The 25,277-nt window shown below is 26.7% G+C and carries 20 protein-coding genes; 15 read left to right on the plus strand and 5 right to left on the minus strand.

Features of this window, described 5'->3' with window-relative positions:
* The first annotated feature begins 12 nt into the window (after positions 1–12).
* The 12 genes from Q3223_RS03540 (at position 13) to Q3223_RS03595 (ending at position 17,805) form a co-directional block, all read left to right on the plus strand.
* Complete coding sequence (locus tag Q3223_RS03540; protein ID WP_054270699.1) at positions 13–858, plus strand: MurR/RpiR family transcriptional regulator; 846 nt, start codon at positions 13–15, stop codon at positions 856–858.
* Positions 859–924: 66 nt separating this feature from the next.
* Entirely contained in the window at positions 925–1,614 is a 690-nt protein-coding gene (locus Q3223_RS03545; protein WP_054270698.1) for a Crp/Fnr family transcriptional regulator, read from the plus strand.
* Between the two features lie 180 nt (positions 1,615–1,794).
* Positions 1,795–4,434 carry a GGDEF domain-containing protein gene (locus Q3223_RS03550; RefSeq protein ID WP_407811659.1) on the plus strand — a complete coding sequence of 880 codons (2,640 nt, stop codon included), beginning with the start codon at positions 1,795–1,797 and terminating at the stop codon, positions 4,432–4,434.
* Positions 4,435–4,543: 109 nt separating this feature from the next.
* Positions 4,544–7,408 carry an EAL domain-containing protein gene (locus Q3223_RS03555; protein ID WP_054270696.1) on the plus strand — a complete coding sequence of 955 codons (2,865 nt, stop codon included), beginning with the start codon at positions 4,544–4,546 and terminating at the stop codon, positions 7,406–7,408.
* Positions 7,409–7,591: 183 nt separating this feature from the next.
* Positions 7,592–8,599, plus strand: a complete 1,008-nt coding sequence (gene asrA, locus Q3223_RS03560) for an anaerobic sulfite reductase subunit AsrA (RefSeq protein WP_054270695.1) — start codon at positions 7,592–7,594, stop codon at positions 8,597–8,599.
* Positions 8,600–9,391, plus strand: coding sequence for an anaerobic sulfite reductase subunit AsrB (gene asrB / locus Q3223_RS03565; RefSeq protein WP_054270694.1), 792 nt, complete (start codon positions 8,600–8,602; stop codon positions 9,389–9,391).
* Positions 9,392–9,403: 12 nt separating this feature from the next.
* Entirely contained in the window at positions 9,404–10,372 is a 969-nt protein-coding gene (gene asrC, locus Q3223_RS03570; RefSeq protein WP_054270693.1) for a sulfite reductase subunit C, read from the plus strand.
* A 60-nt stretch (positions 10,373–10,432) separates the two neighbouring features.
* A complete protein-coding gene (locus Q3223_RS03575) occupies positions 10,433–11,209 on the plus strand; it encodes a formate/nitrite transporter family protein (protein ID WP_054270692.1) in 777 nt (258 codons plus the stop codon).
* A 272-nt stretch (positions 11,210–11,481) separates the two neighbouring features.
* A complete protein-coding gene (locus Q3223_RS03580; protein WP_407811660.1) occupies positions 11,482–13,500 on the plus strand; it encodes an FUSC family protein in 2,019 nt (672 codons plus the stop codon).
* 220 nt (positions 13,501–13,720) lie between these two features.
* Positions 13,721–14,581: an alpha/beta hydrolase gene (locus Q3223_RS03585; RefSeq protein WP_054270690.1), complete on the plus strand. Its 861-nt coding sequence runs from the start codon at positions 13,721–13,723 to the stop codon at positions 14,579–14,581.
* A gap of 96 nt (positions 14,582–14,677) precedes the next feature.
* Positions 14,678–15,547 carry a radical SAM protein gene (locus tag Q3223_RS03590; RefSeq protein WP_054270689.1) on the plus strand — a complete coding sequence of 290 codons (870 nt, stop codon included), beginning with the start codon at positions 14,678–14,680 and terminating at the stop codon, positions 15,545–15,547.
* A gap of 257 nt (positions 15,548–15,804) precedes the next feature.
* Positions 15,805–17,805 (plus strand): FAD-dependent oxidoreductase, encoded by a 2,001-nt coding sequence (locus Q3223_RS03595; protein ID WP_219673337.1) that lies wholly within the window; start codon positions 15,805–15,807, stop codon positions 17,803–17,805.
* A gap of 164 nt (positions 17,806–17,969) precedes the next feature.
* Here Q3223_RS03595 and Q3223_RS03600 read toward each other — a convergent pair whose 3' ends face one another.
* On the minus strand, positions 17,970–18,602 hold the full coding sequence (locus Q3223_RS03600) for a CatB-related O-acetyltransferase (RefSeq protein ID WP_054270687.1): 633 nt from the start codon (positions 18,600–18,602) through the stop codon (positions 17,970–17,972).
* Positions 18,603–19,018: 416 nt separating this feature from the next.
* On the opposite strand from Q3223_RS03600, the gene eis reads away from it, so the two are divergent.
* Positions 19,019–20,230 carry an enhanced intracellular survival protein Eis gene (eis, locus tag Q3223_RS03605; protein WP_054270686.1) on the plus strand — a complete coding sequence of 404 codons (1,212 nt, stop codon included), beginning with the start codon at positions 19,019–19,021 and terminating at the stop codon, positions 20,228–20,230.
* Positions 20,231–20,296: 66 nt separating this feature from the next.
* On the opposite strand, the gene Q3223_RS03610 is transcribed toward eis, so the two are convergent.
* Positions 20,297–21,202, minus strand: coding sequence for a LysR family transcriptional regulator (locus tag Q3223_RS03610; protein WP_054270685.1), 906 nt, complete (start codon positions 21,200–21,202; stop codon positions 20,297–20,299).
* Between the two features lie 282 nt (positions 21,203–21,484).
* Here Q3223_RS03610 and aroD point away from each other — a divergent pair, with 282 nt between their 5' ends.
* A complete protein-coding gene (aroD, locus tag Q3223_RS03615) occupies positions 21,485–22,252 on the plus strand; it encodes a type I 3-dehydroquinate dehydratase (RefSeq protein ID WP_054270684.1) in 768 nt (255 codons plus the stop codon).
* Positions 22,253–22,319: 67 nt separating this feature from the next.
* On the opposite strand, the gene Q3223_RS03620 is transcribed toward aroD, so the two are convergent.
* The 3 genes from Q3223_RS03620 to Q3223_RS03630 form a co-directional block, all read right to left on the minus strand.
* The gene (locus Q3223_RS03620) at positions 22,320–22,997 is read right to left on the minus strand and encodes a hypothetical protein (RefSeq protein ID WP_284182054.1); all 678 of its coding nucleotides are present in this window, start codon (positions 22,995–22,997) and stop codon (positions 22,320–22,322) included.
* 150 nt (positions 22,998–23,147) lie between these two features.
* Positions 23,148–23,474 carry a helix-turn-helix transcriptional regulator gene (locus tag Q3223_RS03625; protein WP_223195593.1) on the minus strand — a complete coding sequence of 109 codons (327 nt, stop codon included), beginning with the start codon at positions 23,472–23,474 and terminating at the stop codon, positions 23,148–23,150.
* A gap of 12 nt (positions 23,475–23,486) precedes the next feature.
* Positions 23,487–23,825 carry a helix-turn-helix domain-containing protein gene (locus Q3223_RS03630; RefSeq protein WP_054270682.1) on the minus strand — a complete coding sequence of 113 codons (339 nt, stop codon included), beginning with the start codon at positions 23,823–23,825 and terminating at the stop codon, positions 23,487–23,489.
* Between the two features lie 714 nt (positions 23,826–24,539).
* Between Q3223_RS03630 and Q3223_RS03635 the strand changes: the two genes are divergently transcribed.
* Complete coding sequence (locus tag Q3223_RS03635) at positions 24,540–25,106, plus strand: carbonic anhydrase (RefSeq protein WP_054270681.1); 567 nt, start codon at positions 24,540–24,542, stop codon at positions 25,104–25,106.
* Positions 25,107–25,277 lie beyond the last annotated feature (171 nt).

Genomic DNA, 25,277 nt, shown 5'->3' on the forward strand with positions numbered 1-25,277 from the left:
GAAGGGTTTTTAATGAGTATTTTAGAACAATTGGAATCACCAACGTTTAAAGTCACAAAGTCAGATAAATTATTGATAACTTATATAAAAGAGAATATAGAGGATGTATTTTATAAGCCAATATCACAAATAGCGAAAGAAAGTAACATTGGTGAAGCAACTATAACTAGATTTGTAAAAAAGATGAACTTTAGTGGGTTACAAGATTTCAAGGTAACTTTAGCACAAGAGATATCAACCATGAACAAAAAAAATATTATAAATAAAAATATACAAAATGATGAACCAGCTTTGGATACAGCAAAGAAACTTTTAAATTCAAATGTAACTACTTTAGAGAATACTGTAGAGATAATTAATAGTACTGATGTTCACAATTGTGCAAGACTTATAATAAATGCAAAGAAAATTTATTTTATAGGTATTGGATATTCTGGTATAATAGCACAGGATTCAAACTATAAATTTATGAGAATAGGACTTAATTGTGTGAGCTTTGATAGTAGCCATACAATGATAATGATGTCTTCCATAATGGAAGAAGGCGATTTAATTGTAGCGATTTCACATTCTGGTGAAACTGAGGAAATCATAAAAACTGTAAAACTTGCAAGAGATAATAATGCTAAAATTATATCAATTACTGAAAATAAAAACTCTGAATTAAAGGATATTTCAGATGTACACTTATCTTATGTATCAGGAGAAACTGTATTGGAAACTGGTTCAATATCTTCCAAATTAGCACAATTTTTCATTATTGATTTAGTATATACACAGGTAGTAAAAGAACTTTCTAATGAAGCTATTGAAAGAAAAATTAAAACAACAAATGCTATAAAATTGTTTAAAGAATGAATAAAATAAGAAATTTGTAATGTTTTATAGAGCTTTCTTATAAATTTAGGAATGGAGAGATATTACATGTCTAAATTAAAAGATTATAATATTGATAAAGTAATGATTTTTAATAATTTATGTGATAAAACAAAGAATCAACTTAAGGAAAAAGCTAAACTAAAAAGATTACAAAAAAAAGAAATTCTATTTTATGAAAAAGATAGCTTAGACAGTGTTTATGTACTTTTAGATGGAAAAATGTCTATTTTTAAGATAAGTGAAAATGGTGAGAGAAAAGTAATTTTCATATTAAATAGTGGTGAAATTATAAATGATATTACCTTTGATTCTAGTAAAAATTCTACTGTAGGATGTGAGGCATTTGAAAACTCAATTGTAGCTTATTACAGTATAGAAGAATTTTTAGAAATTATGCAAAATGATTTTCAACTTACAAAAGATATTATCTCTTATATGGAAAGAAGAATAAGACGTCTATACAGACAGTTAAAAAATTCTATATCTATAAAAGTAGATAAAAAGCTTGCAGCAAAACTATATAGATTAAGTAAAGAATTTGGAATTTGTTGTGGTGAATGGACTTTACTAAATGTAAACATTACAGTTACATATTTAGCTGACATGCTTGGATGTAAAAGAGAAACTGTTTCTAGAATGGTAAAAGTATTGCAAAAGGAAGAACTTATAAAGATTGATAGTAAAGGCTTTTATGTTAAAGAAATTGAACTATCAAAATACTTTAAAAGCAATTAATTGTAACTAAATAAAGACATTATTAAGAGAATCTATTTATAGATTCTTTTTTATTGTGTAATTCGCCAATATTTGTATTAAGTTTGTTGAAACAGCTGAACTCTGATAGTATAATTAGTTTAACAATAAAAAGTGGATATACATATGTTAACACAGCTTCTAAGAAAAGGATGTATTAAAATGAAAAATAAAAAGTTCATAGGCTATGCTCTAGGTTTTATTTTTATATGTATGTTTGTGATGATTTCGCTTTGGGACTTTACTTGTAATGTTAATTCATTAGTAGAAAGAAATAAAAAAATGCATTTAGAAGAACTAGCATTACAAAGTTCAAACGCTATAAATATCAAACTTAATTCGTTAATCCGATTTATAAATAGTATTTCTAAAACTATTTCAGATTCAGATAGCATGAGGAGAGAAGAATTAATAAAAATATTAAATGATGTATCAAAAGAATCTAATTTTGAAAAAATTTATATTGCATATCCAGATGGTACTGTTTATAAAGATAATAAAAAAGTAGATAATATATCACAACAGAGTTATTTTAAGAAAGCAATGAAAGGTGAGAGTAATATTTCTGAAATTATAAGTTCACCTGCAAGTAATGAAAGTAGTTTTATGGTAGCATCTCCAATATATAAAAATGATGAAGTAATAGGGGTATTGTATGGGTCTTATTATACAAGCAGATTAAGTGAATTTATAGATGGAAATAGTTTTAATGGAGAAGGACATACTTATGTTTTTGAAAAGTCAGGAAAACTTATCTTAAAGTCTACTCAAAGAAAAACTAATGATGACATAGATAATATTAGTGATTTTTTCAATTCAATTTCTTTTGGAGAAGATTATAATTATAAGAAATTTAGCAGAGATATATCAAACAAGAAAAGTGGATTCATAGAATATAAGTTTAATGGAAAAGATAGATATGCTATATATGCTCAAGTTGGCATAAATGATTGGTATACTTTATCTTTTATTCCAAAATCTTTAGTACTGAAAGATATTTCAGAAATAAACAAACTTGCAATTATATTAACACTTAAAAACTTCATATCACTTTTAGTTTTAATTTTAATTGTATTTTATAAGGAAAAAAAGTCAAAAGATAGAATTGTGAAGGCTAATTTAGAAATATCTTCACTTACTAATAATATACCTGGAGGAGTCTTTAAGTGTACAATAGGAGAAAAATATGAATTTGTATTTTTAAGTGATGGTTTTATAGACCTTTTTGAGTACACTAAAGAAGAGATAAAATCCATATTTGACAATAATTTTTATGATGTAATTTACAAAGGTGATATAGATAGAGTAAAGAAAGAGTTTGAATTTCAACTGTTGAAGTCAAAAGTAGTTGAAGTAGAATATAGGATGATTACTAAAAATGGAAATTTTGTATGGGTTGTAAATAAGTGTGAACTTATAAAAGATTCTGATGGAAAAGAGTATTTTTATTGTGTATTAGTTGATATAACAGATTTAAAAAGAACAGAAGAAGATTTGAAAATTAATGAAGAAAGGCTTAGGATTGCTTTATTTAAGACTTCTAATATAGTGTTCGACTATGATGTTAAAACGAAGTCTATACACAATTTTAGTGATGTTTCTTCAATATATGGATTAACGAAAAATGTCAAAAACTCAATAGAATATTTTGTTAATTCAAAAATAATACATAATGACTTTATTGATATTTTTGAGGAATCTTTTAATAAAATCGAAAAAGGTGAAGAAAGTGTAGTGTCTGTGATAAAAATAAAACAAGTTAGTGGCGAATACATATGGAATAGGATGACTTTAACTAATATATTTAGTGAAACAGATATGTCAATTAAAGCAATAGGATTGTTGGAAGATATAAATGAGCAGAAAAAAATTGAAATGCAATATAATCAAGAAGAACAGTATCGAAAAGCTATGTTATCTGAAGCAATTGCAATATATGAAGTTAATTTTTCTCAAGATAAACTTATATCAAATAATATAGATTCTAATAATAATTTAAATTTAAGGATTGATGGCAATTACTCTGATGTAATGAAGAATATTGCTGATGATATAATATTTATTTCAGATAAGGAAAATTTTAAAAATATGTTTCATCTTGAAAATGTTTTGAATTCATATAGCAGAGGAGTAAATGAGTTAAAACTGGAATATCGTAGATATGACAATAATGGAGAGCTTTTGTGGGAGCTATGCACAATGCATTTATTTAAAGAACTTCAATCTAATCAGATTAAAGGGTTTGCATATATTAAAGATATAGACAAGCAGAAAAAAGACGAGATGGAGCTTAAATTTAAAGCTGAACGTGACATCTTAACAGGAATTTATAATAAAGGAACAACAGAAATTTTAATAAAGAGATTTATTAGCTTAGAAAGTACAAAAGACAGTGTACATGCATTTTTTATTATTGATTTAGATGATTTTAAATCTATCAATGACAGTCTAGGTCATATTTTTGGTGATAAAGTTTTGGTTGAAGTTTCAACAAAATTAAATTCTATTTTTAGAGAAGATGATATAATTGGACGTATTGGTGGAGATGAGTTTGTAGTTTTTATGAAAAATATAAAAGATACAAAACACATTGAAAATAAAGCAATTGAGTTATGTAATGCATTTAGAAATTATTATACTGGAGAAAATAAGTCGTATAAAGTTTCTTGTAGTATAGGCATATCTGTTATGCCAAATCATGGAATAACCTTTATTGAGTTGTATAAAAAAGCAGATAAGGCACTTTATTATTCAAAACATCGAGGAAAGGACAGATTTATTATATTTAATGATTCTATTTAAGTTTTCAAATATAAACGATTGTTTATGCACTTTAATTAGATATTACATAAAATTAAATAAAAATAAATTAACTGTCTTCATATGATTTAGTCATAAAAGGAGTGGGACTATGAAGAAAAAATATAGATTTATTATTACTTTGGTTGTTTTTTTACTTTTGTTAAATCCATGCTTGATTTTAGCAGATTCTAATAAAGAAAAAGTGAGAGTGGGATATTGGCCTAGTTATGGAATCTCTGTTACAAAGGATGGTAATTTGTATGGATATACCTATGATTATCTTAATGCAATAGCTAAGATAAATAACTGGGAATTAGAATATATATCTTGTGGATGGAGACAAGGATTAGAAATGCTCAGAGAAGGAAAAATTGATATATTTGGAGCATTGCAAAAAAGTGAAGAGCGTGAAAAATATTATGATTATACAGATTTAAACTTTGGATATGAATATGGAGCATTATATGTAAATGAGAGGAACAATAGCATATCATATAATAATCTAAAAGAAATTGATGGAAAAGTGGTAGGGACTGTATCAGATAATCATTTTAAGAGTGTATTTGATGAATACTGTAAAAAAAATAAAATATCTGTAAAATATAAATATATTGAAAGTTCAAAAGAACTTCAAAAAGAACTTGAAAAAGGAACTATTGATATGTTACTTACAGGTAGTATTAGAGATATGCCAAATACAAAGGTAGCTCTACGCTTTTCATCAGAACCTATATATTATGCAACGACTAAAGGTAATAAGAAGATACTAGATGGTTTAAATTATGCATTAAAAGAGATAAAGCGAGAAGATATATATTATGATGGTAATTTGTTTAATAAACATTATAAAGATACTTCAATAGCTTCAGAAGGATTTTCTTTAGAAGAGAAAGAGTATATAAAGAAACATCCTACAGTAAAAGTTGTATCTGGTACAGATACATCACCATTATCTTTTTATGATAAAAATACAAATTCTTATAAAGGAATATCAATAGATATATTAAAATCAATTTCTAAAAACTCAGGTTTAAAATTTGAATATATAAAAGTAGAAAACTTTTCAGAAGGTTTAAAAATGGTTGAAAATGGTGAGGCAGACATATGTGCAAACATGTTTATGTCGCGGAGCACTGAGTTAGAACACAATATTATGTTTACTGATGGATATCTTGAAACTACTATGTTAGGCATAGCAAAAAGAACTATTAGAATGGATGAAAAAACTAAGGTTGCAATGATAAAATGGACAGGAATAGAGTCATTCGTAAAAGAATATTATCCGAACCAAAATGTTATTTTTTATCCAAATGCTAACAAATGTATAGAAGCCATAAAAAAAGGGGAATGTGATATATTTATTGGAAGTAATTATATATTAAATAATATAATTAATACTGACGAATTTGATGGTCTTATGTTTATGCCCATTGAAAATCAAGTTGTAGATATTGGTATAGGTGTTTCTGGAAAAACAAATTCAACATTATTGTCAATACTTAATAAATCTATTAGTAGAGTTACAGAAGAAGAAGTGGCAATTGCAGTTACAGGAAGTACAAAATATTTAGAACATGAAGTTACAATGTTAGATTTTATACAACATAATATGGTGGTATTTATTTTAATGGTAGCATTTATTGTATTCATAATTTCTGCAATATTTATTTTTAATTATAAAAGACAGGTAGAAAAATTAGAAAATGTAGCTTATGTCGACGAAGTAACAGGCATAAGAAGTTTATTGAAGTTTAAAATCGATGCTAATAAGCTTTTTGAGAAATATGGAGTAGATAAATTTGTTATATATTATATTAATATAGATAAGTTTAAGTATATAAATGATATGTTTGGTTTTGAGTTTGGGGATAATATTCTAAAGTACATAGCAAAGCAAATAGGAAAGAGCCTTTTTAAGGACGAGATATATGCAAGACTATCAGATGATAGATTTATTGTAATGACAAAGAAAAATACCATAGAAAATTTAAGAAAAAGAGCAATAGATTTTTTTGAAACAGTTAGTAAAAATAAAGAAAGAACATTCAAAATAGATATAATACTTAAATGTGGTGTATACTTAATTGATAAAGATGATGTCAATATTGATGTAATGATTGACAGGGCTAAGATAGCCTGCCAAACAATAGAAACTAATTATAAAAGTAAGGTAGCTTTTTATGATGATAAAATAAGGCTTTCTATATTGCGTGAGAAAGAGATTGAAAATAATATGGACAATGCACTCTTGAATGAAGAATTTGTAATTTACTTACAACCTAAATTTAATCTAAAAACAGGCGAAATTATAGGCTCAGAAGCTCTTGTTCGTTGGATGCATCCAACTAAAGGGATTATTCCTCCTAGTGATTTTATTCCTTTATTTGAAAAAAATGGTTTTATAGAAAAACTTGACCTATATGTTTGGGATAAGGTATTTAATGTAATGGCAAGATGGTTAGAAAATGGATTAGAAGTGTTACCAATTTCTATGAACGTTTCAAGAATCCATCTAAGTAATAGAAATATAGTAGCCAGTCTGACGTCTTTAATAAAAAAGTATAATGTACCTACATATCTCATTGAACTTGAGTTGACTGAAAGCTTATTTTTATCTAATATAAGTGTTCTCTTAGATATATTAAATGATTTACATGATATTGGATTTATTGTATCTATGGATGATTTTGGAAGTGGATATTCTTCTCTTAGTCTTTTAAAAAAATTATCAATAGATGTATTGAAGATTGATAGAGAATTTTTAAATGAGACGATTACATCTATACGTGGAGAAAAAATTATAAAGAATACAATTAAATTAGGTAAGGATTTAGATATGATAATTGTCGCTGAAGGAATAGAAACTGAAAGTCAACTGAATTTATTAAAAAATGCAGGTTGTGATATTGGACAAGGATATTACTTTGCAAAACCCATGGATATAGAATCTTTTGAAAAACTTGTATTTAAATGATTAGATTTTTAATTAAAGAATATAAATAATAAAAAAAATATTAATAGAGTTTACTAAACTCTATTAATATTTTTTTTTATTTTTGAAACTGTGACAATTATCACAGAAGTATAGAAAATAAAGTATTAAGATTTAAACAAGATAACAAGTAAGTAAAATTAAAATATAAGAAAGGTGATAAAAATGAAATTAAAATTAGATTCATCTAAATTCAATGAAGGTCTGAAGCATCTAAAAAAAGACTACAAAATATTTGCACCAGTTTTAATACCATTTAAAGGTACTTTTTCAGATACTGACATAATAAGATACCAAGAGGTAAACGATTTCGAAGAAATGGAGTTTGCTCAAAAGGCAAATTTCTCACCAAAAGAAGTGATACTCCCTATAAATCAAGTCTTATTTTATTTTACTGAAAAAGAGTTTAAGGAAAGCGATTTAGACGATAAGAAAATTTTGATTTTCTTAAGAGCTTGTGACATAAATGGAATAAAGAGACTTGATGAAATATATCTAAATAATGGAGAAGAAAAAGACTATTTTTATAAAAACATTAGGGATAAAGTAAAGTTTGTACTTGTAGGATGCAAAGAAAGCTTTAGAAATTGTTTTTGTGTAAGTATGGATTCTAATAAAACTGATAATTATTCAATTGGACTAAATATAGAAGGAAATACTCTATATTTAGATATAAAAGATAGTGAATTTGAAGTATTTAATGGAGAACCAGCTGAATTTAATGTTAATTATGTAACTGAGAATCTAATTTCTGTAGATGTACCAGAGAATATTGATTCAAATGAAATGATAGGAAATTCAATATGGGATGAGTATGATACAAGATGTATTGGATGTGGTAGATGTAATTTTGTATGCCCAACATGTTCATGCTTTACAATGCAGGATATTTTTTATAAGGAAAATGAAAACGTAGGTGAAAGAAGAAGAGTTTGGGCTTCATGCCAAGTAGATGGATATACAGATATAGCAGGTGGAAATTCTTTTAGAAAAAAACAAGGTGAAAGAATGAGATTTAAAGCTATGCATAAAATAAATGATTTCAAAAAAAGATTTGGATATCATATGTGTGTTGGATGTGGAAGATGTGATGATGCCTGTCCACAATACATATCATTTTCAAAATGTATAGAAAAAATAAATGATTTAGTAACTAGTAAGGAGGAAATATAAATGAATTCATATATACCAGTAAGTGCAAAAATAATAGATATAACTAAACACACTGATAAAGAATGGACTTTTAGAGTAAATTGCGATACAAAAGGTGTATTGCCTGGAAAATTCTATGAGATATCTATACCTAAATATGGTGAAAGTCCAATATCAGTATCAGGGTATGGAGAAGACTATATTGACTTTACAATAAGAAATGTAGGGAAAGTTACTAGTGAGTTGTTTAATTATAAAGAAGGCGATTCTTTTTTTATAAGAGGACCTTATGGAAATGGATTTGATGTATCTCTTTATGAAGGAAGAGAAATTGTAGTAGTGGCAGGAGGAAGTGCTTTAGCTCCTGTAAGAGGAATAGTTGAACATTTTTATAACAATAAAGAAAAATGTGAAAAATTTAAACTAATAGTAGGATTTAAATCACCAAAAGATGTTTTATTTGCAGAAGATTTAAAAAGATGGAGTGAAAAACTTGATATCTTAGTTACTGTAGATGGAGCGGATGAAGGATATAATGGAAACGTAGGATTAGTAACAAAATACATACCAGAATTGGATATAAAAGATATAAATAATACTTCTGCAATTGTAGTTGGACCTCCAATGATGATGAAATTTACAGTAGGAGAATTTTTAAAAAGAGATTTAGATGAAAAGAATATTTGGGTTTCTTATGAAAGAAAAATGTGTTGTGGAATAGGTAAATGTGGACACTGTAAGATGGATGATACTTATATATGTTTAGATGGACCAGTATTTGATTATTCATATGCTAAAAATCTTATTGATTAGGGGGCGGAATTTGTGATAAGAGATTTAAATACTAAAAAAGTAATGAAAAATGCTTATAGAATTACAAAAACAAAATATAAAACTTCTTTAAGAGTTAGAGTACCAGGTGGTCTTATTGACCCTGAAAGTTTAACTATAGTTTCTAAAATTGCAAGTGAATATGGTAATGGTCAGATACACATAACTACAAGACAGGGCTTTGAAATATTAGGGATAGATATGGAAGATATGGAAGAAATAAATAAAATTATACAGCCTGTCATTGAAAAAATGAATATAAATCAAAATGAGAAAAATGCAGGGTATCCAGCAGCAGGAACAAGAAATATAGCCGCATGTATAGGAAACAAGGTCTGTCCAAAAGCGCAATATAATACAACTGAATTTGCTAAAAGAATAGAAAAAGCAATATTCCCAAATGATTTACATTTTAAAGTGGCTTTAACTGGATGTCCAAATGATTGTATAAAAGCTAGAATGAATGACTTTGGAATTATTGGTATGGCTTTACCAGTATATGAAAAAGATAGATGCGTAAATTGTGGAGCATGTGTAAAAAAATGTTCTAAAATATCTGTTGGAGCATTAAAAACAGAAAATAATAAGGTCGTAAGAGATGGAGATAAATGTATAGGATGTGGAGAATGTGTGCTTAATTGTCCAACAAATGCATGGACTAGAGATGAGAAAAAATACTATAGGTTAGCCATAATGGGCAGAACAGGAAAGAAAAATCCTAGGTTAGCAGAAGATTTTCTTTTATGGGCAGATGAGGATAGCATAATAAAGATAATACTTAATACTTATAAATATGTAGAAAAGTATATAGATAAAGATGCTCCAGGAGGAAAAGAGCATATAGGATATATAATTGATAGAACAGGATTTATGGAGTTTAAAAAGTGGGCACTTGAAGGAGTTCAACTTCCAGAAGTAACTAAGATGCATGAAAATATATACTGGAGTGGTGTTAAATATTAATAAATTAATTAAAATACATGTTTGAGTAAATTAAAAATTAAATAGAAGGAAGAGGGAATTATGCATAAAGAAACTTTGGATAAATTAACTAATGCAGCTATAAATAAAGTAAATTTATTAAATATGAGTAAAGTAAAATATTTAGTATCTTCTGCATTTGCGGGCCTTTATGTAGGAATAGGTATACTTTTAATATTTACTATTGGAGGACTTTTAACTGATGCAGGCTCACCTATGACTAAGATAGTAATGGGATTATCATTTGCAATAGCACTTAGTTTGGTTGTAATGACAGGGACTGAACTATTTACTGGTAATAATATGGTTATGTCTGCTGGTATGTTAAATAAAGGTGTAAGTATAAAAGATACTTCAAAGATATGGATATATAGTTGGGTAGGAAATTTAATTGGAGCTTTGATTTTAGGTCTTATATTTGTAGGAACTGGTCTAGTAGACAAAGGACCTGTAGCTGAATTTTTTGCGAATACGGCAGCAAGTAAAGCTTCCATGCCGTTTATGGCTCTTTTCTTTAGAGGAATTTTATGTAATATTCTAGTATGTGTATCAGTATTATGTTCATTTAGAACTAATAGTGATAGTGCAAAAATAATTATGATATTCTTATGTTTATTTGCTTTTATAACATCAGGTTTTGAACACAGTGTAGCAAATATGACAGTTTATAGTGTTTCATTATTTTCATCAGCAATAAAAACAGTTAGTATTGGAGGAGCTATTTATAATTTAGTAGCTGTTACACTTGGAAATATTGTTGGAGGAGCTTTATTTATGGGGTTGGGTACTTATATATTAGGTAAAGAAAAACTCAAATAAATTTATTGTATAAACAAAATAACTCTTTTAATAGATATAACTTCAGTATTATTAAGAGAGTTATTTTTATTTTTTGAAAAAATATTTGAAAGAGAAATCATATGGGAGCATATGAATTTATATGTATATATACATAATAAAGTGTGTGATATTATGAATTATATATATATTATGAATTATAAAAGTTAGAATCCTGCCGTAAAAAAGACGATTTTGAATAAGGCAACAAATGTGATAAAATAGGTCTTGTTGAAATTTTTAGGGGGGATATGATGACAAAAAAACTGGTAATATCAAAAACAAAAATGTTTATTTTTATAATAGCATTTATTTCTGTATTTATATATTTATTTGGAAGTAAGAATACACTAATAGGCGTAGGTATAGTAACGGCTATGTTGACACTATTAGAAAGAGATTTAACCATTTCTCCAATTAAAAATTTACTAAAATATTTAGCAATAAATATAATTTTAGGAGTATTATCATTTTTTGCAGTACAAAATATGTATTTAGGAATTTTATTAAATTTTATAGCATTATTTATAATAGGATATGTGTTTAGTTATGACCTAAAAAGAGCAGTATATGTACCTTTTGGTCTAATGTATATATTTATGGTAAGTATACCTGTAGGAATAAGTGAACTTCCTATGAGATTGTCAGCTTTAGCTATTGGCGCAGTTACAATAATGATTGCCCAGTTTGTTATGAACAGAAATAGAATGAAAAACGTTGGTGATAAGGAACTAATATCTATATGTGATGAACTGTTAGAAAAAATTAGTCTTTTAAAAAATATTATTAATGATGATAATTCTATAAATAAATCTCATATTAGAAAAATGGATAGTTGTAATTATAGAATAAACTCTATATCCAAAAGTCTTAAAATGGTTATTTTTGATAACAGAAAAGATGACTTTTATATAAGTATTAAAGGAATAGACATAATAAATATTTTATTTTCATTAGAAAGAATAAATTTAATACTGGACAGATATAAGACAGATAGTAAAGAATTTGAGGATGAAGATATAAAAAATATTATAGAAGAAAGTAACACCGATAGTAAAGCAGACGTATTAACTGTAGGGTTTAAAGAAGTAAACTATATTAAAATGTGCTTAGAAAATAAAGATACAATAAGTGATAAAGAAATATTAGGATTTAGAGATTATGTTATTGCTCAAGATACTAAAAATATAAATTTAAAAGAAATTTATAATGTGTTAGAAAATTTATATGAATTTTTATTAGATTATAAAAAAGTAAAAACAAGAGATGAAAAAAAGGCTGAAAGAAAATCAAAGATACCAAAGGAATTTAAAAGACTATCAATATACAAGAAAAACTTCAATTTAAACTCTATAAGATTTTCTTATGCAGTAAAGATTGCTTTAGCTACATCTATAGCTGGATTTATTATGGACTATTTCCATTTAAGAGATGGGAGATGGATAATGTTAACTGTGTTCTCATTAACACAACCTTATGCAGAAAATTGCATTCAAAGGTCTAGAAAAAGAATAGAAGGTACACTTGTGGGAGCTATAATATTTATTGTTTCATTTTCAATAATAAAAGATAGTACATTAAGGTCATTAATAGTTCTCTTAGCAGGATATATAAACTCTTATGTAGTTGATTACAGGAAATTAATGATGTGTGTAACTGTTTCAGCTCTTGGCTCAGCAGTAGTTATGGGAGACCCTAATGTTTTAACCATAAGTAGGATTTCATATGTGGCATTAGGAGCCATTATTGCATTAATAGTAAATAAGTTTATATTACCATATGATGCTAAAACTGGTTATCAACATGTCATAGACATGTATAAAGGAATAGTTAAAAATATAATTGATGAAGTCAATAATTCTATAGAAAATGTGACTAATACTTATTACATAAAGAATTTATTATTGGTACCATCACTTATTGAAGATAGAATTATGTTGATAAATGCTATATATAAAGATAAATATCAAGAAGATTTTTTAGAAAATCAGAGATTACTAATAAGTAATATGTATAATCTATATATAAATATTAATAAGAATAAAATTAAAGATGAAGATATAGAAAAAATATTGAGAGATACTAATTATATTTCAAATTACAGTGTAGATAAGTATGATGAAGGAAGAATGATAATTTTAGAAAGTATTAAAAATTCTAAGAATATAGGTGACAAAATAATTTGTCTAAATTTGCTACAGACTTTAAATGGTGTCAACGAAATGTATAGAATAAGTGATATCACTAGAGTTTCAATAGAAGAAACAGCATAGATATTGATTTAATTAAACCATGAAATAGTCATATATTTAGAATAAATATATGACTATTTATTTTATATAAGATTAAAAAAATAGTATATAAAAAGCAAAAAACATATATTTATGAATTTTGTATGAAAATAGTTAAAATATTGATTTTTTTCATTGGTTGAAAAAACAATTTACTTAGGATAAACTATAATAGTATTCAAATATTATGGGGGTTAGATTTATGAGTAAAGATGTAAAGGTAAAGCGTAATAAGAAATATGATACATTTAGTATAACTATGGAACTTGAGAGACCTTTACTTTATGATGAGGTTGAAAACAAAGATGATAAAAATAATAATAATAAAAAACTTAATATAAAGAATAAAATATTCAAGGGAATAGGTATACTATTTGTATTGATTTTACTTGGTTTTTTCATATGGATAAATAAAACATATGAACCTCAAAAACTAGCAAAAGAAGCTTTGGTTAGTAATAGTAAAGTAGAGGTAACTGTAAATGGAAATATTTCATTTACACCAAAAGGAAGAAAAGTTTCAAAAGGTTTAATTTTCTATCCAGGGGCTAAAGTAGAAATAGAATCTTATGCACCACTTGCTAGAAAAATAGCAGAAAGTGGATATGAGGTAGTAATTGTAAAGATGCCACTTAATATAGCCTTACTTGGAACCAACAAAGCTCAGAAAGTTATGGATTCTTACAACAATATAGAGCATTGGGTAATAGGAGGCCATTCGTTAGGAGGAGTTGCAGCAGCAAATTTTGCACGTGATAATAAATTAATCGATGGAGTTGTATTTTTATCTTCTTATCCAATGGGTGATGAGCTGAAACAGCTAGGCAAAAAAGTTATATCTATATGGGGAAGTAAAGATGGTGTAGTCAATTTTAAAAGTCTTGTAGAATCAAAACAAAAACTTCCTGATGATACAACTTATGTTGAAATTGAAGGTGGAAATCATGCACAATTTGGAGATTATGGAAAACAAAAAGGAGATAACGATGCTATTATAAGTCAAGAAAAGCAACTTAATATTACTGCTAATAGTATTATTAAATTTTTAAAGAATATATCTTAAATTAAAATTTAAAGTCTATAATTATATAAAGTATTATTTTAATTAAATATTAATAATATAATAGAATGAAGATTCGATTACAAGGGGGATTTTAATATGGAATATGATATGCCACTGTATAGACCACCAAGTGAGGCTTATAGTCTTATAATACAAGTCACACTAGGATGTTCTCACAACAAATGTACATTTTGTAGCATGTACAAGTCAAAAAAATTTAAAATAAAGCCATTAGAAGTAATAAAAAATGAAATTGATATATTTAGAAGACATTATAGACATGTAGAAAGAATATTTTTAGCAGATGGAGATGCATTGATAATACCAATGGAGAAATTAAGAGATATAATCTTATATGTAAAAGAAGTTTTTCCAGAATGTGAAAGAATTACTTTATATGGCTCACCTAAATCTATAGAGAAAAAATCTGATGCTGAACTTAAAGAGTTAAGAGAACTTGGTGTTAAGATGATTTATTTAGGACTTGAAAGTGGAAATGATGATGTATTAGAAGATATTAAAAAAGGATTTAATAGTGAACAATTAATAAAAGTTGGTAAAAAAGTTAAAAAAAGTGGTATCAAATTATCATCTACAGTAATAGCAGGTATTGGAGGAACTAAAAAAACACATCAGCATGCAGTTGACACTGGAAAAATGTTAGGAGCAATTTCTCCAGACTATGTTGGTGTACTTAGTTTAATGGTAGAACCTAATACTGAACTTTATGATTTACTTCAGGCAGGAGAGTTTACAATATTGGAAGATAAAGCTGTATTACAAGAAATTAAAGAGATGATAAAAAATATAGATGCCAGTGAAAAAATTGTATTTAGAAGTAATCATGCATCTAATTATGTTAACTTAAAAGGTATATTACCTGATGATAAGCAGCGTTTAATTGATGAGATTGATTACTATCTAAGTAATCAAAAATTAAAAAGAGAAGAATATAGAAGGTTGTAGCTTTTACCTATCAATACATATTGATTGATAAGTAAAATGCTAAAATTGTCTAGATTGAAAAAATCATGCTACATTAATAGCCATTTACTATTAATGTAGCATGATTTTTTTGTAAGAAGATATAAGGATGATTCATAGAAAATATCTATTAATAATGATTAAAACATGCACTGGTTTAATATATTTCTTAGCATTATAATAAATACATAAATTTAATTTATAAAAATTGCAAATATAAAATGTGTGGAGGAATAGAAATGAAAAAATATCAAAATATCTTTGAGTCATTAACTATAAAAAGGATGAATGTAAAAAATAGAATAGTTATGCCACCAATGGGGACAAATTTTGGTGGTGAAAGTGGAGAATTTAAAGATGAACATATCAAATATTATGAACAAAGAGCAAAAGGGGGAACAGGGCTTATAATAGTAGAAAATGCTTGTGTGGATTTCCCTTTAGGTTCTAATGGAACAACACAGATAAGAATAGACCATGATAGATATATACCTGCTTTATATAAATTAACAGAGACCCTACATAAGTATAACACATGTGTAGCAATACAAATTAATCATTCAGGAGCTTCTGCTATGCCAGATAGGATAGATGGTTTAGTTCCTGTATCTTCTTCAAATGTACCTTCAAAAAAAGGAGGAGCAATTCCTAGAGAACTAGATATAGAAGAAATTTTAAATATCGCAAAAAAATATGGAGAAGCAGCTAAGAGGGCTCAAATAGCAGGTTTTGATGCAGTTGAGATACATGCAGGTCATTCATACTTAATAAGTCAATTTTTATCTCCAATTTATAATAAGCGTACTGATGACTTTGGTGGAAATATTGAAAATAGAAGTAGATTTGCAAAACTAGTGATTGATAAAGTTAGAGAAGAGGTAGGTCCATTATTTCCAATATCTTTAAGAATAAGTGCTGATGAATTTATGGAAGAAGGAAATACTCTGGCTGATACTCTAAAAGTTCTAGAATATTTAGATGAAGAAGTGGATATATACAATGTATCAGTAGCATTAAATGATTCTATACAATTTCAAATAGATAAGATGACACTGGAAGATGGATGGCGTTCATACATATCTAAAGCAGTTAAAGAAAAATTTGGTAGACCAACTATAGTAACGGGAAATATACGAAATCCAGAAATAGCATCAAAAATACTTGAAAATGGTGAAGCAGATTTTATAGGTATTGGTAGAGGTCTCATAGCTGATTCTAATTGGGTTGAAAAAGTACAAAATGGAAAAGAAGATTCAATAAGAAAGTGTATTTCATGTAATATAGGATGTGCAGGTAATAGGATTGGCTCCAATAGACCTATTAGATGTACAGTAAATCCCGATTTAATAAATGGAGAAGAATATACACAAAGGAAGGTAAACAAAAAAACAAATGTAGTTATTATAGGAGGAGGAACTGCTGGTCTTGAAGCAGCAGCCACAGCAGCAGAAGTGGGATGTAATGTATTTCTCGTAGAAGAAAAAGAAGAGATAGGAGGACTTGCTAAAGTAATATCGACTTTTCCAGATAAAATGAGAATACACGATTTTCCAAAGTACTTGACACAAAGAGTTAATAAATTAAAAAATTTAATTATATTTAGAAATACAAAAGCTGATATTAAGTTCTTGGAAAATTTAAAGCCTGACATAATTGTAAATGCTACAGGCTCAAGACCATTGATTCCTCCAATAACTGGCTTATTGGATAGAATAGATAGAGAAGGAGAAAATGTAAGTTCCATATTCAAACTGTTTGATGATATAGAATCTTTCAAAACGGAAGATTTGAGAGCTAAGAAAGTAGTTGTTATAGGAGGAGGAGCTGTTGGATTAGATGTTGTAGAATTCTTTTCAGAAAATAAGGCTAAAACTTGTATAGTTGAGATGTTGCCAGTAGTAGGAAAAGATTTAGACCCTATAACAAAGGTGACAATGGATAAAATGCTAAAAGATTACAATGTTGATGTATATACAAATACACGATTATTAGAAGTTGGGAAAAATACTTTTAAAGTAAAGAAAGATGAAGAAGAATTTTTGCTAGATTTTGATTACGGATTTATATGCTTAGGTATGAGTTCTAATAATCCAATTTTAAGTGATTTAAAGGAGTATTTTGAACCAAGAAATGTGGAAATTTTAAACATAGGAGATAGCAAAGTTGCTAGAAGAATAATAGATGGGGTTAGGGAAGGAAGAAATATAATAACAACATTAGAAAAATTAAATCTTTTATAGGTAATAAAAAGTAAAGTAACCTTGTATAAAGTTACTTTACTTTTTGATTATGAATTTTAATACTATTTTATTTTTTTATGTATTAAAGGCAATACAATAGCTCTAAATAATCTCTTATAAAGATAATAACTAAAATTAAGTTTAATATAAATAGTCATCAAATATTAAACTAATTTATCAATATCTCCTGATTGGATATAATCAATATTTGATTGAATTTTTTTGTATGGCCAATTCCACCATTTAATTTCTAATAACTTTGAAATTGTATCATCACTAAATCTTTTTTTTATGACTTTTGCAGGTATGCCTCCAACAATAGAATATGGTGGAACATCATTAGTAACTACTGCTCTTGTTCCAATAATTGCACCATCACCAATATGTACTCCTGACATAATTATGGAATCATATCCTATCCATACATCATTTCCAATTACAATATCGCCTTTATTGTCCCATGCATCTTTTATATGGCAGACATCTAAGCCCCATTCTTCATAAAAGATAGGAAAGGTATAAGTAGACTGTGATTTCATTGTATGATTTCCACTAGTCATTAAAAATTTTGAATTACATGCTATTGAGCAAAACTTACCAATTATTAATTTATCGTTATTTATTGGGTAATGATATAATACATTGTTTTTCTCAAAATCTCTTGGGTCATTATAAAAGTCATTATATATTGTATAATCTCCAACTTCTATATTTTCTTTTGTGATTATATTTTTAAGGTATACAGTTTGATAATCATTACTTCTTGGGTATATTTTATTTGAATTTGGAATAGTCATGTTTAAATCTCTCCTTTATAATATGTTATGTTTGACTATTCCGTTATTGCAATACATCTCTTCACAGAATCACTCCTTAAATAGCATTTATATTTAAATTTAAATCCATATATTTGATATTTAAAAACAGACTTTTGACTATATAACATTTTATAACAATTGTATATTTAATTGATTATATATCAAGACCATAAAACTTGCAACCACTTAGTATAGATTAAATAAAAAATAATTTTTAATTTGAATTATACGAGTATCTTAGAGATACTTAATTTTTAATAGTAATTTGACTATAATATCTTGTGTATGGTAGAATTATGATTATATAAATATTAACTTAGTATTTGTATAAACTTATTATCTATGTTAAGTAAATAGATAGTATTTATATGTACTTATTTTTAGGAGGTTTTATTATGAGTCGACTAGAGAGACTCGAAATGAAGAATGTAGAAACTAAGCATTTACAAGAATTCAATCAATTGTTACGTTATGTATTTCAAGTGACAAACCATGATTTACAACAAGTTGGTTGGGAAGAAAGAGAAATAACACTTGCTAAATTACCTGTATTAAGACAAGCCGATGTGCTTGGTTGGTTTGATGAAGATAAACTAGTATCTCAAATAGCCGTTTATCCATTTAAAATCAACATATTTGGTAAAGAATATGATATGGGTGGTCTCACTGGTGTTGGAACATATCCAGAATATTCTAATCTAGGTCTTATGGATAAATTAATGAGACAAGCATTAGCAGATATGCGAGAAAGAAAACAATCTATATCTTACTTATTTCCATATTCAATTCCATACTATCGTCGTAAGGGATGGGAAATAATATCCGATAAAATATCTTTTGAAATTAAGGATACTCAATTACCAAAAACAAAAGTTGTTTCAGGAGAAGTTAAACGTGCAAGCATAGAACATAAAGATATACGAAGTGTCTATGAACGTTTTTCTAAAATGAACCATGCGTGCATGATTAGAAGTGAACTAGCATGGGAAGAATACTGGCGTTGGGATTTAGAAGAACTGACTTGTGCTATTTATTATGATAAAAATCATAACGCACAAGGTTATGTATTGTATTGGATTTCTGAAGAAATATTCTATATTAAAGAGATGGTATTTGTAGAAGAAGAAGCACGTACAGGATTATGGAATTTTATAAGTGCTCACTTTTCAATGATAAATAAAGTAGTTGGCAATACATATACAGATGAACCATTGGCATTTTTACTTGAAGATGGAGATATTGAAGAAAATATAAAACCATATTTTATGGGAAGAATTGTTGACATAGAACAATTTATAAGTCAATACCCATTTAAGAGACAAGAAAGTGATGTAAAATTAGTTTTTCAGTTGAAAGACCCTTTACTAGATTGGAATACAGGAGTATTTACACTAAATGTTTCTAAAGATGGGAAAGGTATCTTAACTGTTGGTGGTAATAAGGTTGATTTAATGCTTGATATACAAACACTTACAACTATGTTACTTGGCTATAAAAGACCAACGTATCTTCATAAAATAAAACGGATTATTTGTGATAAAGGTATAGTCTGTTTGTTAGAAAATCTTATTGAACGTGAAAATCCATACTTCTCAGACTATTTTTAATAAATTTTAAAATTTACCTGGGATTGTGTCATAGTATATGATACAATCCCTTTTCTAGTTCGTTTCTTAGTTTATATCTATTAAATTATTGGTTTTGCTATAATCAATAACAAAATTCTTAAATTCACTAACGGCAGGCGTTAAATATTTATTCTTCATTGTAGCTAAGTATATGTATCTTTCATGGATAGGGTTTGCTATGGATAAAATTTTTACATTAAAGTATTTAAGTGCAAAGATATTTGGAACGACAGCTATTCCATAATTAATGGAGACTAGTCCTGCAACGGCAGTATCTTCTTCTGTCTCACAGATAATTTGAGGTTTTACATTGACCTTTTCAAATAGATTATCAATGATTGGTCTAATCCCACTATCTTCGCTGAAGAATATAAACGGATAATTTTCTGTATCCTTTAAATCTACACTATCATTTGATGCTAAAGGATGGCTATATGGTACTATTACAACCAATTCTTCTTGAAGTATAGCTGTAAAATCTATATTGGATTCATTTGGAACAAAAGAACAAAATGCCAAATCAAATTTCTCATCCTTTAGACCTTGTATAATCTTCTTTGTAGTACCTTGACCAAATGAAAATGAGATATTTTTATTTGACTCTTTTTCTAAAAAATTACCAATTATATTTGGAATGAAGTGAGCACCTAATGTGTAAATAAATCCTAGGTCTACAACACCTTTTGATATACTAGTATATTCTCTAAGTTTTTTTTCTCCTCTTTCCAATTCACCTAATGCTTTATCAACATAGGTTAGAAAAAATTTACCATATTTAGTAAGACGAACATTTCTGCCTTGCTTTTCAAATAAAAAAGTACCCAATTCTTTTTCAAGAGCTGATATAGCATGACTTAAGCTTGGTTGAGTTATAGATAATTGAGTAGCTGCTTTTGTATAATGCTCAACTTTAGCTAAAACTCTGAAGTAATGCAAATGATTTAGGTTCATTGATATTCAATCCCTTCATAAGTAATGAAATTCGAGTTATTTCTACATAATTATACCATAATTTGTAGATTAATTCTATCAACATCGAGAATAATATATATTATATAAAATACAATTTAAAGAATATTATGAATATTATAAAGTATCACAGTAAATTTAACTTTAAATATACTTAATATATGAGATTTATTATATATAATGTATATCATTTTTACTGTATAATAAAGTTGTGGAAAAAAGAGAATCTAAAATCCTACAGGATTTTTATGCATGGAGGAGAGTATGAATAAGATAGTTCAAGTAAAAAATATTAATATAGGAGAAGGCATACCTAAGATTTGTGTACCAGTTATAGGGAAAAACAAAGAAGATATTATAAAAGAGGTTAAATTATTAAAAGAAACTTGTTTGGATATTATAGAATGGCGTGTTGATTTTTTTGAGAATGTGGAAAATATTCAGGAAGTTAAGGATATGCTTTATGAATTAAAAAGTTACATATCTGATATACCTTTATTATTTACATTTAGAAATGTAGAGGAAGGGGGAGAAAAATCAATATCAAAAGATTATTATATTACATTGAATAAAGAGATTTCTAATACTGGTTTGGTAGATTTAATAGATGTAGAGTTATTTATAGGAGATGAAATTGTAGATGAAATGGTTGGTTTTGCTCATAAAAATGGAGTGAAAGTAATCATCTCTAATCATGACTTTTATAAAACACCAAAAAAAGAAGAAATTATATCTCGTTTATGTAGAATGCAAGAGCTAGGAGCAGATCTGCCTAAAATAGCTGTTATGCCACAAAATAAAAACGATGTGCTAGTGTTACTTGAAGCTACAAATGAAATGGCTAGAGTTTATGCAGATAGACCAATCATAACAATGTCCATGTCAGGAATTGGAGTTATAAGTCGATTATGTGGGGAAATATTCGGTTCTGCATTGACTTTTGGAGCTTCTAAGAATAGTTCAGCGCCAGGGCAAATATCATTTAAAGAGTTGAATTCAGTACTTAGTTTATTACATAATAGTATTAAATGATTTAAAAACGTGAAAAGTAATATCTTATAAATCAACTATGGCATATTTGAAATATGCCATTAAAACACTATAAATTATATATGTAATACAAGAGTATTACTCTGTTTTTTGAGTATTGTACATTACAACATTTGTATCTATCATCATCTATTACACTAGAATGTACAGGATACTTATTTTCATTTAACCAATATTTTTGCATATTCTTAGTCCAAGATTTTGGGAATTTAAATACTTTTTTGTTTATTATAATATCTTCATCTTCAAAAATATTAACTTCTTTTTCAATTTTTATTTTTCTACTATATATTTTATTGACGGATTCTTTATCTAGTTTTACATCTCTATACATATCAGGACAGTAACAACAAACATAATTTCTGTTTTTTCGACGTTTAAATTTCACAACTTTTTCTATGCTAATTTCTAATTTTTCTATATCGTCTTTTATGAATTTAATATCTTCTATATTGTCACTTGAAAAAAGTTCTGTCAATCTTAGAGTATCTACAGTTTCTCTAATTATCTGTTTTTTATAAGAGCAAAGCTCATTTCCCAAAATAAGGTTTAACTTATTAAGTATGTAGTCATTTTTATATTTAAACATCTTGATTTTTTCTAATTCAGTGTTATCTTTAAATTTCAACTTTTCATACCTAAAATTGATTTTGCTAAAAAGAGTATATTCTACATCAATATATTCTTTTGCAATCTTAAATTTATCGCTACCTTCAATCACAATCATAGCCTATCTCCAATCGTTTTATATTAAAATAAGGCCATAGAACATGGTCTAATAGTGCTAATTAGCACTATAAGACAATGTTAACACAAAAAGACAAAAAAAGGTTATTTATTTCAAATAACCTTTTTGTTTATATAAAATATAAAGAATCTATATTCTATTCTTTTTTACTATATCTATAATCTGCAATATCAGATTTAGCTCTCTCGAATTTAAGTCTTTTAACGCTTCATTTATATCATTTTCTAAATATGTCTTTCCAATGGGAGTAATATCTTTTATAAGAGTATCTGCAGAGATATTTAATACACTTACAAATTTTATGAATGTTTTAAGACTTGGATTCTTCTTACCACTTTCTATTTGATTTATATACCAAGGTGATACTCCAACCATATTTGCAAACTCTTTTGAAGTTAAATTCGCTTTTTTACGTTCTTCTTTAAGTCTTTTACCTATACAATTCATTACTGTCATTACTTTCCTCACTTATATTTCTTTGTATTTAATAATGCATTTTATTAACTCTAACATTGCGGCTTGTTCCTTTTCAGTTAATTTATTAATCATTTCATAACATTCCAAAGGTATAGAGTTATCAATGCCTTCTGCTGTAATAATATTTGCAAATAACAATTCAAGTGGTATATTCAAAGCAGTAGCGATTTTCATTATAATATTGATGGATGTATTTGTTTCAGCTCTCTCAATCTGACCAATATATGTTGTATGTAAACCTGCTTTTTCTGCTAGAAATTCTTGACTATATCCCATTTTTGTTCTATAGACTTTTATTCTATCTCCTATTATTTTTCCTATATTTGCCAATTATTATCCCTCCACCTTAGATTATATTCATAGTTTAAGTTGTTTTATATAGACTATTTATACTTTTTTAGTCTGAATATAGACTATATATGTTTTTAAACTGAAATATATGCTATTTATTTTGCATAGTCTGTATCTACAATAAACAAATATGGATAAATTACATTTTTAATTAGACAAATATTTTTCATAATTTCATACCCGTACTACAATAATAAAACGAATTAATAATATGTTAATTATAGCATTTTTTATTATAATTACATATTATATATGTAGAATATATTTTGAAAATTTGAATAATTTTGTATTTGACAATGTTAGATGATTGAAATATGTAAAAATTTTTTGATAAGTATTTGAAATATGATTATTATGTTAGTAGATTTGGTATTTTTAAATATAATAAATAGATATAAAATAGAAAAGTTATTATAATAGATGAGAATGTATACAATAGGATTTAATAAAAATATATAATTAAATGGATAATAAAAATATATAATTAAATAAATAATGGAAATATATGGTGTTAGTTTTAATAATAAAAAGATAAGTATACAATTCTTTAGAAATAGAAGTTATATGTAATCTTATCTAAGAGTGATAATTTTATAAAAATATTTAATACCCTATAAATTACATTATATGTATATATATTGTAGTTCAATAATGATATAATAATAAAAAAATTTAAAGAGAGTGAGAGTACATATGAGAAAATTAGAAGAAATATTAGACTATAATAAATCATTTGTAGAGAACAAAGAATACGAAAAGTATGCTACATCAAAACATCCAAATAAAAAAATAGTAGTTTTATCTTGTATGGACACAAGATTAACTGAACTTTTGCCTAAAGCTATGAATTTAAAAAATGGAGATGTAAAACTAATAAAAAATGCAGGAGCTACTATAATGCATCCGTTTGGCAGTATTATGAGAAGTATTTTAGTTGCAATTTATGAGTTTGATGTAGATGAGGTTATAGTTGTAGGGCATCATGGATGTGGTATGTGTAATGTTGACACAGATAAACTACTTAGCAAAATTTTAGATAGAGGGATATCTAAAGATGTAATACTTACACTTCGTAGTGCTGGAATTGATACCAAGCAATGGTTACATGGATTTGATTCTGCGGAAGAATCTGTAAAAGATAGTATTAATTTAATAAAAGGACACCCTTTGATTCCTGAAGGAATTATTGTACATGGTCTAATAATATCACCAGAAACCGGAAAATTAGATACTGTTGTAAATGGGTATGAAGACAAATAAAATATTATAGTAGTATATAAGCAATAATACAGTGTTAAATAAAATGTTGTTTCAAGTTTATTTTGGAACAACTTTTTTATTTGAAAATATATGAAAAGGTTTATTTTAAGCTTTCTAATAAAAAAAATTATAAGTAGCTAGCTAATTAAAAAACTTACTATTAATTATTAA

The organism is Clostridioides sp. GD02367, assembly GCF_045900275.1.
GTDB lineage: Bacteria > Bacillota > Clostridia > Peptostreptococcales > Peptostreptococcaceae > Clostridioides > Clostridioides difficile_A.